This window comes from Pseudomonas sp. ML96, assembly GCF_000761545.1.
In the GTDB taxonomy this organism is placed as follows: domain Bacteria; phylum Pseudomonadota; class Gammaproteobacteria; order Pseudomonadales; family Pseudomonadaceae; genus Aquipseudomonas.
Genome location: NZ_JPMY01000039.1, coordinates 33,900 through 47,332 on the forward strand (window position 1 = coordinate 33,900; position 13,433 = coordinate 47,332).

Sequence of the window (13,433 nt, forward strand, 5' to 3'; positions counted from 1 at the left end):
ACGAAATCGCCCTGGTCGCCCGCTCGGCTAGCGCGCGCTTGGTCGGCGGGCGATGGCCAGCAGGCTGGAGGCGAAGATCAGCGCGGCGCCGATCAGCGACGGCGTGTCCGGCACTTCGCCCCAGCGCAGCCAGGCGATGATCCCGGCAAAGACGATGGCCAGATAGGCGAAGGGGCCGATCAGCCCAGGTGGCGCCAGGCTGTAGGCCTTGGACATGACGATCTGGCTGACGGTGGCGAGCAGGCCGATCACCAGCAGCAGGCCGAGCTGATGCTGGCTCAGTGGCTGCCAGGCCCAGCTCAGCGGCACGGCGGCGAACAGCGTGCTGAACAGCGAGAAGTAGAAGACGATGCGGAAGGCCGGCTCGGTATCGCTCATCTCGCGAATGGAGACGAAGGCGAAGGCGGCCAGGATGCTGGCCGCCAGGCCGATCAGGGCCTGGGTGTCGAGCAGGGCCTCGCTGGGCTTGGCCACCATCAGCACGCCGATCAGACCGATGATGGTGGTGATCAGCATGCGCTTGGTCAGCGGCTCCTTGAGCAGCCACCAGGCCAGCACGGGGGTGAAGACCGGCGCTGAATAGGTGAAGAGCATGGCGTCGGCCAGCGGCAGATGGGCGATGGCGTAGAAGAAGCAGTACATGGCCAGCAGGCCATAGGTGGTGCGCCACAGGTGGGCCTTCAGGCGCCCGGTCTTGAGTGGGCGGATGCCCTTGAGCAGAAACAGGGGGAGGAAGAACAGCACGCCGACCAGGCTGCGGAAGAACACCACCGACTCGTTGTTGACGCCGCCGGAGACCTCGCGAATACCTGCGGCCATCAGCGAGAAGAGCAGGGCGGAGAGCGCCAGGAGGAGGGCGCCCTGTACCGGCTTCACGCTGCGGCTGGGGATGCTCACCTCAGCTCCGCAGCAGCGGATAGAGTTCCTTGAGCAGCTTGCCGCGGCTGAACACCAGCTGCCAGCGATGGCCGCCGAGCTGGCGCCACAGGCGCGCCGAGCGGATGCCGGTGAGCAGCAGGGCGCGCACTTTGGAGGCGACGGCCGGCTGCTGCAGGAAACGCATGTCGCCATGCACCTGAATGCGCTGGCGGAAGGTGCTGATGGTGTCCTGATACAGGCCACCGCAGGCGGCGATCACGTTGTCATGGGTCGGGCCGAAGTGTTCGACCTGGTTCTGGATCTGGTCCAGGCGAGTGCCGATCACTTGCAGCATGTCGTCGCGCTTGGCCAGTTGGCGCTCCAGGCCGAGCAGGGCCAGGGCGTAGCGCAGCGGCTCGCGCTGCAGGCTGGTCGGGTTACGCTCCAGGGTGCTGACCAGGGCCTTGTAGCCCTCGCGCAGGTTGAGGTCGTCACCGCCGTAGACTTCCAGCGTGTTCTTCGGGTCGCGTACCAGCAGGCTGCCGAGCAGGCAGCCGAGCTGGGCATCGCTGATCTGGCCGGTGCGGGCCAGTTTGTCGACCAGGCTGGCGGCCTGGAATACGGCGGAGAGGGCGATCAGCTGTTCCTGGTTCGGGCTCATGCGCTCGGGGCTCCTTCTGCGCAGGGCTCGGCTACTTCGATCGCGCCGCCGCCGAGGCAGATTTCGCCGTCGTAGAACACCACGGACTGGCCGGGGGTGACGGCGCGCTGCGGCTCGTCGAATACGGCGCGGTAGCCGTGCTCGGTCTTCTCCAGGGTGCAGGCCTGGTCGGCCTGGCGGTAGCGCACCTTGGCGGTGAGGCGGCGAGGGCTGGACAGGTCGATGGGGTTGACCCAGTAGATGTCCGAGGCGAGCAGGGCGCGGGAGAACAGCCAGGGGTGGTCGTTGCCCTGGCCGACGATCAGCACGTTGCGCTTCAGATCCTTGTGCAGCACATACCAGGGCTCATCACCGGCATTCTTCATGCCGCCGATGCCCAGGCCCTGGCGCTGGCCGATGGTGTGGTACATCAGGCCGACATGGCGGCCGATCACCTCGCCTTCGGTGGTCTCGATATCGCCCGGCTGGGCCGGCAGATACTGCTTGAGGAAGTCGCTGAAGCGGCGCTCGCCGATAAAGCAGATGCCGGTCGAGTCCTTCTTCTTGGCCGTGGCCAGGTCGTATTTCTCGGCAATGGCGCGCACCTGCGGCTTCTCCAGTTCGCCGACCGGGAACAGGGTGCGACCGATCTGTTCGCCGCCTACGGCGTGCAGGAAGTAGCTCTGGTCCTTGTTCGGGTCGAGGCCCTTGAGCAGCTCGCTGCGGCCGTCGACATCGCGGCGGCGCACGTAGTGGCCAGTGGCGATCAGGTCGGCGCCGAGGCTCAGTGCGTAGTCGAGGAAGGCTTTGAACTTGATCTCGCGGTTGCACAGGATGTCCGGATTCGGCGTGCGCCCGGCCTTGTATTCGGCGAGGAAGTGCTCGAACACGTTGTCCCAGTATTCAGCGGCGAAATTGGCGGTATGCAGCTTGATGCCGATGCGGTCGCACACGGCCTGGGCGTCGGCCAGGTCGGCCATGGCGGTGCAGTATTCGGTGCCGTCGTCCTCCTCCCAGTTCTTCATGAACAGGCCTTCCACCTGATAGCCCTGCTCGAGCAGCAGAAGGGCGGAAACGGAGGAGTCGACGCCGCCGGACATGCCGACGATCACTCGGGTATTGGCTGGTTCGCGCATGAGATATCGAGAAGGGTGACTGCAGAAAGTTGGCGATTCTATCAGGACCGGGCGTCGCGCGGCGAATAGGCCGGGCCGCGATCGGCCGGATCGCGGATCAGGCTGAGGCTGTGGCGCTCGCCGGCCAGGTAGTCGTCGATGCAGCGCAGCACCAACTCGCTGCGCCAGCGTTCCGGTTGTGCGGCCAGTTCCTCGCGGGTCAACCAGCGCGGGCCGATGATGCCGTCGTCCAGTGGCGCATCCGGCAGGTGGCGCAACGGCTTGGCGGCGAAGCACACGCGCTGGTAGGTCACGCCATTGCTGGGGGCGGTGTAGAGGTAGATGCCGGTGACGGCGGTCAGTTCGACCTCCCAGCCGGTCTCCTCTAGCGTCTCGCGCAGGGCGGCGGCGATGAGACTTTCGTCGGCTTCCAGATGGCCGGCAGGCTGGTTAAATACCGCCTGGCCGCCGGCCAGCTCTTCGACCAGCAGGAAGCGCCCCTGGTCTTCGACCACGGTGGCGACGGTTACATGGGGGGTAAAGCGCATTGCGAAAACCTCTGCGGGCGGGCGGCAAACTGTTGGCCGGAGCCGTAGTCCAAGAGCAATCTGGAGCCGAGCTGCTAGGCTTGAGAGCGCCCTTTATGAGCATTCTGTAGCGTATCTGTAGTTTGACTACATGTTTGGCTCGGGGCCAGGATTCAAGCAGTCTAGACCGCCATTGGGCTGTCAGTAAATGTCGAAAAGTGCGTGACTTTCTGTAGAAAAACTACAAGAATGCTGCACCTTTCCGAGACCCAGAAGTATCGTTCGTCGTGCCACCAGTACGGCGGATTGTCAGACCACGAAAACAAACGGAGTCCAGCATGGGATACCAGAAGATCCAGGTGCCTGCGAACGGCGAAAAGATCACCGTCAACGCCGACATGTCCCTGAACGTACCGAACAATCCGATCATCCCCTTCATCGAGGGTGACGGTATCGGTGTCGATATCAGCCCGGTGATGATCAAGGTCGTCGACGCTGCCGTCGAAAAAGCCTACGGCGGCGAGCGCAAGATCGCCTGGATGGAAGTCTACGCCGGCGAGAAAGCCACCCAGGTCTACGACCAGGACACCTGGCTGCCGAAAGAAACCCTGGAGGCCGTGCGCGACTACGTCGTGTCCATCAAAGGCCCGCTGACCACTCCGGTCGGTGGCGGCATCCGTTCCCTGAACGTGGCTCTGCGTCAGGAGCTGGATCTGTACGTCTGCCTACGCCCTGTGCGCTGGTTCGAAGGCGTACCGAGCCCGGTCAAGCGTCCTGGTGACGTCGACATGACTATCTTCCGCGAAAACTCGGAAGACATTTATGCCGGTATCGAGTGGAAGGCCGGTTCGCCGGAAGCCACCAAGGTCATCAAGTTCCTGAAAGAAGAAATGGGCGTCACCAAGATCCGTTTCGACCAGGACTGCGGTATCGGCGTCAAGCCGGTTTCCAAAGAAGGCACCAAGCGCCTAGTGCGCAAGGCCCTGCAGTACACCGTGGACAACGACCGCGAGTCGCTGACCATCGTGCACAAAGGCAACATCATGAAGTTCACCGAAGGTGCCTTCAAAGATTGGGGCTACGAAGTTGCGCGTGACGAGTTCGGCGCCGAGCTGCTGGATGGCGGCCCGTGGATGCAGTTCAAGAACCCGGTTACCGGCAAGAACATCGTGGTCAAGGACGCTATCGCCGACGCCATGCTGCAGCAGATCCTGCTGCGTCCGGCCGAGTACGACGTGATCGCCACCCTGAACCTGAACGGTGACTACCTGTCCGACGCCCTGGCGGCCGAGGTGGGTGGTATCGGTATTGCTCCGGGTGCCAACCTGTCCGACAACGTTGCCATGTTCGAAGCGACTCACGGCACCGCGCCGAAGTACGCTGGTCAGGACAAGGTCAACCCGGGTTCGGTCATCCTCTCCGCTGAGATGATGCTGCGCCACATGGGCTGGCTGGAAGCTGCTGACCTGATCATCAAGGGCACTAACGGCGCTATCGCTGCCAAGACCGTGACCTATGACTTCGAGCGTCTGATGGACGGCGCCAAGCTGCTGTCCTGCTCGCAGTTCGGTGATGCCATCATCTCCAAGATGTAAGGCGACGAGTGGTAAACAAAAAGGCCGGTCACTTGACCGGCCTTTTTCATTTGAACTCTATTCAGGCTTCTACTGGAGTGCTTTGCGGCGTGCTAGCAATCGCCGGGGTTTCACTAGGTGCCAGAGCCGCGCTGATATTCACAGCATGCAGGCCCTTGGGGCCTTGCAGAATATCGAACTTGACCGCTTGGCCGGCCTTGAGAGTCTTATAGCCGTCCATCTGGATAGCTGAGTAGTGGGCGAACAGGTCCTCATCTCGGCCATCGGCCACGATGAAGCCGTAGCCCTTGGCGTTGTTGAACCACTTGACCTTACCGCTAAGCATGCTGACATCCCTCTGCAAAGGACTCCATCACTGGAGTATCATCCACTTCAGCTCCACGTCCGACTTCGGCCCTTTGGGCGCTAGCCGCGGAACCCCGATACCCGAGTAGGGTATTCACTGTTTGTAACACCGTTTTGCCTTTAGTCAAGGTGCCAGGACGACCGCCCGAGAGGTGGTTCAAACTCTACTGGCATCACCCTCCGACCGGTCACTACAGCTTTAGTTCAGCATGCATTCACGCAGCCAGATTCGACTAACATTCAATCAGGATCGCCCTGTCGAGCACGATGACGACTCAGGTGGCCTGGCCGTGCAGGAGGCGAAGCCCGCGCTGCAGGCTCCGCCCATGTATAAGGTGCTGATGTTCAACGACGATTACACTCCGATGGATTTTGTGGTCGAAGTGTTAGAGCTCTTTTTTGGTATGAACCGAGAGGCGGCCACCAAGGTCATGCTTACTGTTCATACGGAAGGAAAAGCGGTTTGCGGGTTGTTTACCCGCGACATCGCAGAGACGAAAGCGATGCAGGTAAACCAGTACGCTCGGGATAGCCAGCATCCGCTACTCTGTGAGATAGAGAAGGACGGCTGACGCCGTCTAGCTTGGGCAAGAGGTGAAGCTATGTTGAATCGAGAGCTGGAAGTCACCCTCAATCTGGCCTTCAAGGAGGCACGCGCCAAGCGCCATGAGTTCATGACGGTCGAGCATCTGCTCCTTGCGTTGCTGGATAACGAGGCTGCAGCGGCCGTACTGCGCGCCTGTGGCGCCAACCTGGACAAGCTCCGGCATGATCTGCAGGAGTTCATCGACTCCACTACGCCGTTGATTCCTCAGCACGACGAAGAGCGCGAAACCCAGCCAACCCTGGGCTTCCAGCGTGTGCTGCAGCGCGCCGTGTTCCATGTACAGAGCTCCGGCAAGCGCGAAGTGACTGGCGCCAACGTGCTGGTCGCTATCTTCAGCGAGCAGGAGAGTCAGGCGGTGTTTCTGCTCAAGCAGCAGAGCGTGGCCCGCATCGACGTGGTCAATTACATCGCCCACGGCATCTCCAAGGTGCCGGGTCATACCGATCAGCACGAGAGTGAGCAGGAGATGCAGGACGACGAAGGCGGTGAGTCCTCGTCCTCTGGCAACCCGCTGGATGCTTATGCGAGCAACCTGAATGAGCTGTCTCGTCTCGGTCGCATCGACCCGCTGGTCGGTCGCGAGCATGAGGTCGAGCGCGTGGCGCAGATTCTCGCGCGTCGCCGCAAGAACAATCCGCTGCTGGTGGGTGAGGCTGGTGTCGGCAAAACCGCCATCGCTGAAGGCCTGGCCAAGCGCATTGTCGATGGTCAGGTGCCGGACCTGCTGTCCGAGAGCGTGGTCTATTCCCTCGACCTCGGTGCGCTGCTGGCCGGTACAAAATACCGTGGCGACTTCGAGAAGCGCTTCAAGGCGTTGCTCAACGAGCTGCGCAAGCGCCCACACGCCATTCTGTTCATTGACGAGATCCACACCATCATCGGTGCGGGGGCTGCGTCTGGCGGCGTGATGGATGCCTCCAACCTGCTCAAGCCGCTGCTGTCCTCTGGCGAGATCCGCTGCATCGGCTCCACCACTTTCCAGGAGTTCCGCGGCATCTTCGAGAAGGACCGCGCTCTGGCGCGTCGTTTCCAGAAAGTCGATGTCACCGAGCCGTCCGTGGAGGATACCGTGGGCATCCTCAAAGGGCTCAAGGCGCGTTTCGAGCAGCATCACCATATCGAATACAGCGACGAGGCCCTGCGTGCGGCGGCCGAGCTGGCTGCGCGTTACATCAATGATCGGCACATGCCGGACAAGGCCATCGATGTGATCGACGAGGCAGGTGCCTATCAGCGCCTGCAGCCGGAAGAGAAGCGCGCCAAGCGCATCGAAGTGGCTCAGGTCGAAGATATCGTCGCCAAGATCGCGCGGATTCCGCCGAAGCATGTCAGCAGTTCGGACAAGGAGCTGCTGCGTAACCTGGAGCGCGATCTCAAGCTCACCGTGTTCGGGCAGGATGCGGCGATCGATTCGTTGTCGACCGCCATCAAGCTTTCCCGTGCCGGTCTCAAGGCGCCGGATAAGCCGGTCGGTTCCTTCCTGTTTGCCGGCCCAACCGGTGTCGGCAAGACCGAGGCGGCTCGTCAGCTGGCCAAGGCCATGGGCATCGAGCTGGTGCGCTTTGACATGTCCGAGTACATGGAGCGTCATACCGTATCGCGCCTGATCGGTGCGCCGCCCGGCTACGTTGGCTTCGATCAGGGTGGTCTGCTGACCGAGGCCGTCACCAAGCAGCCGCATTGCGTGCTGCTGCTCGACGAGATCGAGAAGGCGCATCCGGAGGTCTTCAACCTGCTGCTGCAGGTGATGGACCATGGCACTCTGACCGACAACAACGGGCGCAAGGCCGACTTCCGCAATGTGATTCTGATCATGACCACCAACGCGGGTGCCGAAACGGCGTCGCGGGCCTCGATCGGTTTCACTCTACAGGACCATTCGTCCGACGCCATGGAAGTGATCAAGAAGAGCTTCACTCCGGAGTTCCGCAACCGCCTGGATACCATCATCCAGTTCGGTCGCCTGAGTCACGAGACCATCAAGAGCATCGTCGACAAGTTCCTCACCGAGCTGCAGGCGCAGCTGGAGGACAAGCGAGTGCAGCTGGATGTCAGCGATGCGGCGCGCAGCTGGCTGGCGGAACGCGGCTACGACGTGCAGATGGGCGCGCGTCCGATGGCGCGGCTGATTCAGGATCGGATCAAGCGGCCGTTGGCCGAAGAGATCCTGTTCGGCGAGCTGGCGGAGCATGGCGGCCTGGTGCATGTCGATCTCGAGAATGGCGAGTTGCACTTCGAGTTCGAGACCACAGCTGAGCCGGCCTGATAGTGGCAGGCAAACGAAAACGCCCGGCATTGCCGGGCGTTTTTGCATTCGGATTCCGCGTTGCGGGAATCAGCGGGCGCGATAGGTGATGCGGCCCTTGCTCAGGTCGTACGGCGTCAGTTCAACGCGGACCTTGTCGCCAGTCAGAATGCGGATGTAGTTCTTGCGCATCTTGCCGGAGATGTGCGCGGTAACGACGTGCCCGTTTTCCAACTCCACACGGAACATGGTGTTAGGCAGGGTGTCGACGACAGTACCTTCCATTTCGAAGCTGTCTTCTTTCGACATGCAGTAAAGCCCTCGGTATTCAAAGATTGGCTCGGTGCAACGGCGCCCGAGCAAAAGCGGCGTGCATTGTGCCCGAAAAGGGTAAGGGCCGCCAAGTGGCTGGAAGGTCGGGAAATGGCCGGCTCAGGTCAGAACGACCCAGCGCTGATTGACGAACAGCTCGATGGGGCGGTACTGGGTCTTGTAGCTCATCTTCCGGCAATTCTTGATCCAGTAACCGAGATAGACAGCTTGCAGGCCCAGACGTGCGGTCTCGCCGATCTGCCAGAGAATGGCAAAGCGGCCCAGGCTGCGGCGCTCCTCGGCGGGGTCGTAGAAGGTGTAGACGGCCGACAGGCCGTTGGGCAGTGCGTCGGTGACGGCTACTGCGACCAGACGGCCGGCCAGGCGGAACTCGTAGAAGCGAGCGAAGGGCAGGTCGCGAACCAGGAAGGTGCTGAACTGGTCGCGGCTCGGCGGATACATGTCGCCGTCGGCGTGGCGCTGCTCGATATAACGCACGTAGAGGGCGTAATACTCCTCGTTGAACGCCGGGCGCACGGCGCGTACCTGGATATCTGCGTTGCGCTTGAGGATGCGCTTCTGCTGGCGGCTGGGGATGAATTGGTCAGCGGGTATGCGTGCCGGAACGCAGGCTGTGCAGCGCTGGCAGTGCGGGCGATAGAGGTGATCGCCGCTGCGGCGAAAACCCATTTCCGAAAGCTCGGCATAGACCTCCACATCCATTGGCTGGCTGGGATCGAGGAACAGGGTGGTGGCCTGTTCCTCGGGCAGGTAGCTGCATGGATGAGGCTGAGTGGCGTAGAACTTGAGTCGAGCCAGCTCGGTCATGGCTGATCCTCGGAAAACCTCTTGGGCAAGTGTATGCCAGGGCCGAGGGTGCTACCACCCGCTGTCATGCGTGCCAGTCGGCGCCGCTGGGCTGGTCCAGATAGCGCTGCAGATAGCTGGCGAACTCTCTGCGTGCGATGGCGCGGGCGCCAAAGCTGTGCAGGTGTTGGGTCGGCATCTGGCAATCGATCAGGGCGAAGTCCCATTCGCGCAGTTTGCTCACCAGCGTGGCGAAACCCACCTTGGATACGTTGTCGGCGCGGCTGAACATGGATTCGCCGAAGAACAGCCGGCCCATGGCCAGGCCGTAGAGCCCGCCGACTAACTCGTCGTCCTGCCAGACCTCCACTGAGTGGGCGAGGCCGCGGCGGTGCAGTTCCAGATAGGCGGTGCGCATGCTGTCGGTGATCCAGGTGCCGTCGGCGTAGTCGCGCGGTCCGGCGCAACCGTGGATGACGGCGGCGAAATCCTGATCGAAGGTCACCCGATAGCGTTGCTGGCGCAGCAGCTTGGCTAGGCTGCGGGACAGATGGAATTCGTCAGGAAAGAGAACTGTGCGCGGGTCAGGCGACCACCACAGCAGTGGCTGGCCTTCGTTGAACCAGGGGAAGCAGCCATGACGGTAGGCGGCGATCAGGCGTTCGGCGGATAGATCGCCGCCGGCAGCCAGCAAGCCGTTGGGCTCGTGCAGGGCGCGATCCAGTGGTGGGAAATCCAGCGAGTCGCGTTGCAGCCAGGTCAGCATGCGGAGGAGGGTAGGGCGGGCGCTAGTGCACCCGCCTTCCGGGCTCAGGCGTCGAGATACTTCTCGGCATCCAGCGCGGCCATGCAGCCGGCGCCGGCCGAGGTGATGGCCTGGCGGTAAACGTGGTCGGCCACGTCGCCGGCGGCGAACACGCCCTCGGTGCTGGTCGCGGTGGCATTGCCTTCGCTGCCGCTCTGGACGACCAGATAGCCGTCGCGCATTTCCAGCTGGCCCTTGAACAGGTCGGTGTTGGGCTTGTGGCCGATGGCGATGAATACGCCAGCCAGCTGCAGCTCCTTGCTGCTGCCGTCGACGGTGTTGGTCAGGCGCACGCCGGTAACGCCGGTGTTGTCGCCCAGCACTTCGTCCAGAGTGTGGTTCCAGTGCAGGCGCACGTTGCCGTTGGCGGCCTTGTCGAACAGCTTGTCCTGCAGGATCTTCTCCGAGCGCAGCTTGTCGCGGCGGTGGATCAGGTGCACTTCTTTGGCGATGTTGGACAGGTACAGTGCTTCTTCGACGGCGGTGTTGCCGCCGCCGATCACGCAGACCACCTGGTTGCGATAGAAGAAGCCATCGCAGGTGGCGCAGGCGGAGACGCCCTTGCCGGCGAAGGCTTCCTCGGACGGCAGGCCCAGGTACTGGGCGCTGGCGCCGGTGGCGATGATCAGTGCGTCGCAGGTGTAGGTGCCACTGTCGCCCTTGAGGGTGAAGGGCTTGCTCTGCAACTCAGCGGTATGGATATGGTCGTAGACGATCTCGGTGTCGAAGCGCTCGGCGTGTTCCTGCATGCGCTGCATCAGTGCCGGGCCGGTCAGGCCGTGAACGTCACCGGGCCAGTTGTCGACTTCGGTGGTGGTGGTCAGCTGGCCGCCGGGCTGGATGCCGGTGATGACGACAGGCTTGAGGTTGGCGCGGGCAGCGTACACGGCGGCGGTGTAGCCGGCGGGGCCGGAGCCCAGGATGATCAGGCGGGAATGCTTGACTTCGCTCATAAAAAGACCCCATAAGCCTTTGTCACAAAAGAGAATGCATGCTCCAATTGGGCCGCACGCAAGGGATAGCCGGGTATCCTACACCGAAGCAGGATTGGCCGGCAAAACGGCACTGTAGCCTGGCATGACACCTGTAAATTTGTACAATAGTCGCGTCCTTGCGCGTTCCACCGATCGCGCCATAAGCGCAGGAATGACAGCCTTTTGAAGAATTCCAGCTCAGCAGCCCAGGCTCCGGTCTGGCGTCAGCAATTGCATTACCGCCTCAAGGAAGGTGCATTGATCGCGCTCGGCGCACTGTGCCTGATCCTGTGGATGGCTCTGCTGACCTACGACCAGAACGATCCGGGCTGGAGCCATACCAGCAGCGCACAGCAGGTGCAGAACGCCGCCGGCCGCGCCGGTGCCTGGTTCGCCGACGTCCTGTTCATGGCGCTGGGCTATTTCGCCTACGTGTTCCCGCTGCTGCTGGCAGTGAAGACCTGGCAGGTATTCCGTAACCGCCACGAGCCGTGGCAGTGGAGCGGCTGGCTGTTCTCCTGGCGCATGATCGGCCTGGTGTTCCTGGTCCTGGCCGGTGCTGGCCTGGCGCATATCCAGTTCCAGTCCGCTCCCGGCCTGCCGGCCTCGGCAGGCGGCGCACTGGGCGAAAGCCTCGGCCACCTGGCCAAGGATGCGCTCAACGTGCAGGGCAGCACCTTGCTGTTCCTGGCCCTGTTCCTGTTCGGCCTGACCGTATTCACCGACCTGTCCTGGTTCAAGCTGATGGACCTGACCGGCAAGATCACCCTCGACCTGATCGAGCTGGTGCACAGCCTGATCACCCGCTGGTGGGAGGCGCGCCTGCAGCGCAAGCAGCTGGTCGCTCAGCTGCGCGAAGTGGACGAGCGTGTCGCCGAAGTTGCTGCGCCGGTAGTGCCGGATCGCCGTGAGCAGGCCAAGGTCAAGGAACGCCTGATCGAGCGCGAGGAAACTCTGGCCAAGCACATGGTCGAGCGCGAGACCCGCGTCGCTCCGGTCATTGCTCCGCCGCCGCCACCGAAGGCCGCCGAGCCGAGCAAGCGCGTGCTCAAGGAGAAGCAGGTATCGCTGTTCGAGGATGGCGCCGCCGTCGCCGGCACCCTGCCACCGATTTCCATCCTCGACGTAGCCGAGAAGAAGCAGAAGAGCTTCTCGCCCGAATCCCTGGAGGCCATGTCGCGCCTGCTGGAGATCAAGCTCAAGGAGTTCGGCGTCGAAGTGGTGGTGGAGTCCGTGCATCCGGGCCCGGTGATCACCCGTTTCGAGATCCAGCCGGGCATCGGCGTCAAGGTCAGCCGCATCTCCAACCTGGCCAAGGACCTGGCGCGCTCGCTGGCAGTGATCAGCGTGCGGGTGGTCGAGGTCATTCCGGGCAAGACCACCGTCGGTATCGAGATTCCCAACGAGGACCGCCAGATCGTGCGCTTCTCCGAGGTGCTGTCCTCGCCGGAATACGACGACGCCAAGTCGCCTGTCACCCTGGCACTGGGCCACGATATCGGCGGCAAGCCGGTGATCACCGACCTGGCCAAGATGCCGCACCTGCTGGTGGCCGGTACCACCGGCTCCGGTAAGTCGGTGGGCGTCAACGCCATGATCCTGTCGATCCTGTTCAAGTCCGGCCCGGAAGACGCGCGGATGATCATGATCGACCCGAAAATGCTCGAACTGTCGATCTACGAAGGCATCCCGCACCTGCTGTGCCCGGTGGTGACCGACATGAAGGAGGCCGCCAACGCCCTGCGCTGGTCGGTGGCCGAGATGGAGCGTCGCTACAAGCTCATGGCGGCCATGGGCGTGCGTAACCTGGCTGGCTTCAACCGCAAGGTGAAGGACGCCGAGGAAGCTGGTACGCCGCTGTCCGACCCGCTGTACAAGCGCCAGTCGATGGAAGACGAGGCGCCGCTGCTGAAGACCCTGCCGACCATCGTGGTGGTGGTCGACGAATTCGCCGACATGATGATGATCGTCGGCAAGAAGGTCGAAGAACTGATCGCGCGTATCGCGCAGAAGGCGCGGGCCGCCGGTATCCACCTGATCCTCGCCACCCAGCGTCCGTCGGTGGACGTGATCACCGGCCTGATCAAGGCCAACATCCCGACCCGTATGGCCTTCCAGGTATCGAGCAAGATCGACTCGCGCACCATCCTTGATCAGGGCGGCGCCGAACAGCTGCTGGGCCACGGTGACATGCTCTACCTGCCGCCGGGTACTGGCCTGCCGATTCGCGTGCATGGCGCTTTCGTCTCCGACGACGAGGTGCACCGCGTGGTCGAGGCCTGGAAACAGCGCGGCGCGCCGGACTACATCGAAGACATTCTGGCCGGCGTCGAAGAAGCTGGCAGCGGCTTCGACGGCAGCAGTGGCGGTGGCGAAGGCGGCGAGGGCAGCGAGGAAGATCCTCTGTACGACGAGGCTGTCAACTTCGTCCTGGAAAGCCGCCGCGCCTCCATCTCCGCGGTGCAGCGCAAGCTGAAGATCGGCTACAACCGCGCCGCGCGCATGATCGAGGCCATGGAAATGGCCGGTGTCGTGACCCCGATGAACACCAACGGCTCGCGCGAGGTCATAGCGCCGGGGCCGTCCCGAGACTGACAAAGAGG

The 13,433-nt window shown here is 62.8% G+C and carries 13 protein-coding genes; 4 read left to right on the forward strand and 9 right to left on the reverse strand.

Annotated elements, in window-relative coordinates; genetic code table 11:
- Positions 1-27 precede the first annotated feature (27 nt).
- The 4 genes from IP89_RS19115 to IP89_RS19130 are packed head-to-tail and all read right to left on the reverse strand — an operon-like array spanning position 28 to position 3,161.
- Positions 28-897: a DMT family transporter gene (locus IP89_RS19115; RefSeq protein WP_043311308.1), complete on the reverse strand. Its 870-nt coding sequence runs from the start codon at positions 895-897 to the stop codon at positions 28-30.
- Position 898: 1 nt separating this feature from the next.
- Positions 899-1,519, reverse strand: coding sequence for a high frequency lysogenization protein HflD (gene hflD, locus IP89_RS19120; RefSeq protein ID WP_043311310.1), 621 nt, complete (start codon positions 1,517-1,519; stop codon positions 899-901).
- Positions 1,516-2,634, reverse strand: coding sequence for a tRNA 2-thiouridine(34) synthase MnmA (gene mnmA / locus IP89_RS22835; protein ID WP_052081140.1), 1,119 nt, complete (start codon positions 2,632-2,634; stop codon positions 1,516-1,518). The genes hflD and mnmA overlap by 4 nt, the downstream gene beginning before the upstream one ends.
- A gap of 41 nt (positions 2,635-2,675) precedes the next feature.
- Positions 2,676-3,161 (reverse strand): NUDIX hydrolase, encoded by a 486-nt coding sequence (locus IP89_RS19130; protein ID WP_043311311.1) that lies wholly within the window; start codon positions 3,159-3,161, stop codon positions 2,676-2,678.
- A gap of 317 nt (positions 3,162-3,478) precedes the next feature.
- Here IP89_RS19130 and icd point away from each other — a divergent pair, with 317 nt between their 5' ends.
- Complete coding sequence (gene icd / locus IP89_RS19135; RefSeq protein ID WP_043311313.1) at positions 3,479-4,735, forward strand: NADP-dependent isocitrate dehydrogenase; 1,257 nt, start codon at positions 3,479-3,481, stop codon at positions 4,733-4,735.
- A gap of 61 nt (positions 4,736-4,796) precedes the next feature.
- On the opposite strand, the gene cspD is transcribed toward icd, so the two are convergent.
- Positions 4,797-5,060 carry a cold shock domain-containing protein CspD gene (cspD, locus tag IP89_RS19140; protein WP_043311314.1) on the reverse strand — a complete coding sequence of 88 codons (264 nt, stop codon included), beginning with the start codon at positions 5,058-5,060 and terminating at the stop codon, positions 4,797-4,799.
- A 229-nt stretch (positions 5,061-5,289) separates the two neighbouring features.
- Between cspD and clpS the strand changes: the two genes are divergently transcribed.
- A complete protein-coding gene (gene clpS, locus IP89_RS19145) occupies positions 5,290-5,652 on the forward strand; it encodes an ATP-dependent Clp protease adapter ClpS (protein WP_043311316.1) in 363 nt (120 codons plus the stop codon).
- Positions 5,653-5,682: 30 nt separating this feature from the next.
- Entirely contained in the window at positions 5,683-7,953 is a 2,271-nt protein-coding gene (clpA, locus tag IP89_RS19150; protein WP_043311317.1) for an ATP-dependent Clp protease ATP-binding subunit ClpA, read from the forward strand.
- Positions 7,954-8,022: 69 nt separating this feature from the next.
- On the opposite strand, the gene infA is transcribed toward clpA, so the two are convergent.
- The 4 genes from infA to trxB all read right to left on the reverse strand — a co-directional run bounded on the left by infA (position 8,023) and on the right by trxB (position 10,809).
- Positions 8,023-8,241 carry a translation initiation factor IF-1 gene (infA, locus tag IP89_RS19155; protein WP_002553999.1) on the reverse strand — a complete coding sequence of 73 codons (219 nt, stop codon included), beginning with the start codon at positions 8,239-8,241 and terminating at the stop codon, positions 8,023-8,025.
- Positions 8,242-8,364: 123 nt separating this feature from the next.
- A complete protein-coding gene (locus IP89_RS19160; RefSeq protein ID WP_043311318.1) occupies positions 8,365-9,072 on the reverse strand; it encodes an arginyltransferase in 708 nt (235 codons plus the stop codon).
- A gap of 64 nt (positions 9,073-9,136) precedes the next feature.
- Entirely contained in the window at positions 9,137-9,817 is a 681-nt protein-coding gene (gene aat, locus IP89_RS19165) for a leucyl/phenylalanyl-tRNA--protein transferase (protein ID WP_043311319.1), read from the reverse strand.
- Between the two features lie 44 nt (positions 9,818-9,861).
- The gene (trxB, locus tag IP89_RS19170; protein ID WP_043311320.1) at positions 9,862-10,809 is read right to left on the reverse strand and encodes a thioredoxin-disulfide reductase; all 948 of its coding nucleotides are present in this window, start codon (positions 10,807-10,809) and stop codon (positions 9,862-9,864) included.
- A gap of 204 nt (positions 10,810-11,013) precedes the next feature.
- Here trxB and ftsK point away from each other — a divergent pair, with 204 nt between their 5' ends.
- The gene (ftsK, locus tag IP89_RS19175) at positions 11,014-13,425 is read left to right on the forward strand and encodes a DNA translocase FtsK (RefSeq protein ID WP_177326905.1); all 2,412 of its coding nucleotides are present in this window, start codon (positions 11,014-11,016) and stop codon (positions 13,423-13,425) included.
- Positions 13,426-13,433 lie beyond the last annotated feature (8 nt).

What these genes read in the sequence shown, in the direction of transcription:
- cspD (WP_043311314.1), bottom strand. Translation starts at nt 5,060, where the DNA reads ATGCTTAGCGGTAAGGTCAAGTGGTTCAACAACGCCAAGGGCTACGGC.
- infA (WP_002553999.1), bottom strand. Translation starts at nt 8,241, where the DNA reads ATGTCGAAAGAAGACAGCTTCGAAATGGAAGGTACTGTCGTCGACACC.
- icd (WP_043311313.1), top strand. Translation starts at nt 3,479, where the DNA reads ATGGGATACCAGAAGATCCAGGTGCCTGCGAACGGCGAAAAGATCACC.
- IP89_RS19130 (WP_043311311.1), bottom strand. Translation starts at nt 3,161, where the DNA reads ATGCGCTTTACCCCCCATGTAACCGTCGCCACCGTGGTCGAAGACCAG.
- mnmA (WP_052081140.1), bottom strand. Translation starts at nt 2,634, where the DNA reads ATGCGCGAACCAGCCAATACCCGAGTGATCGTCGGCATGTCCGGCGGC.
- clpS (WP_043311316.1), top strand. Translation starts at nt 5,290, where the DNA reads ATGCATTCACGCAGCCAGATTCGACTAACATTCAATCAGGATCGCCCT.
- trxB (WP_043311320.1), bottom strand. Translation starts at nt 10,809, where the DNA reads ATGAGCGAAGTCAAGCATTCCCGCCTGATCATCCTGGGCTCCGGCCCC.
- IP89_RS19160 (WP_043311318.1), bottom strand. Translation starts at nt 9,072, where the DNA reads ATGACCGAGCTGGCTCGACTCAAGTTCTACGCCACTCAGCCTCATCCA.
- aat (WP_043311319.1), bottom strand. Translation starts at nt 9,817, where the DNA reads ATGCTGACCTGGCTGCAACGCGACTCGCTGGATTTCCCACCACTGGAT.
- hflD (WP_043311310.1), bottom strand. Translation starts at nt 1,519, where the DNA reads ATGAGCCCGAACCAGGAACAGCTGATCGCCCTCTCCGCCGTATTCCAG.
- clpA (WP_043311317.1), top strand. Translation starts at nt 5,683, where the DNA reads ATGTTGAATCGAGAGCTGGAAGTCACCCTCAATCTGGCCTTCAAGGAG.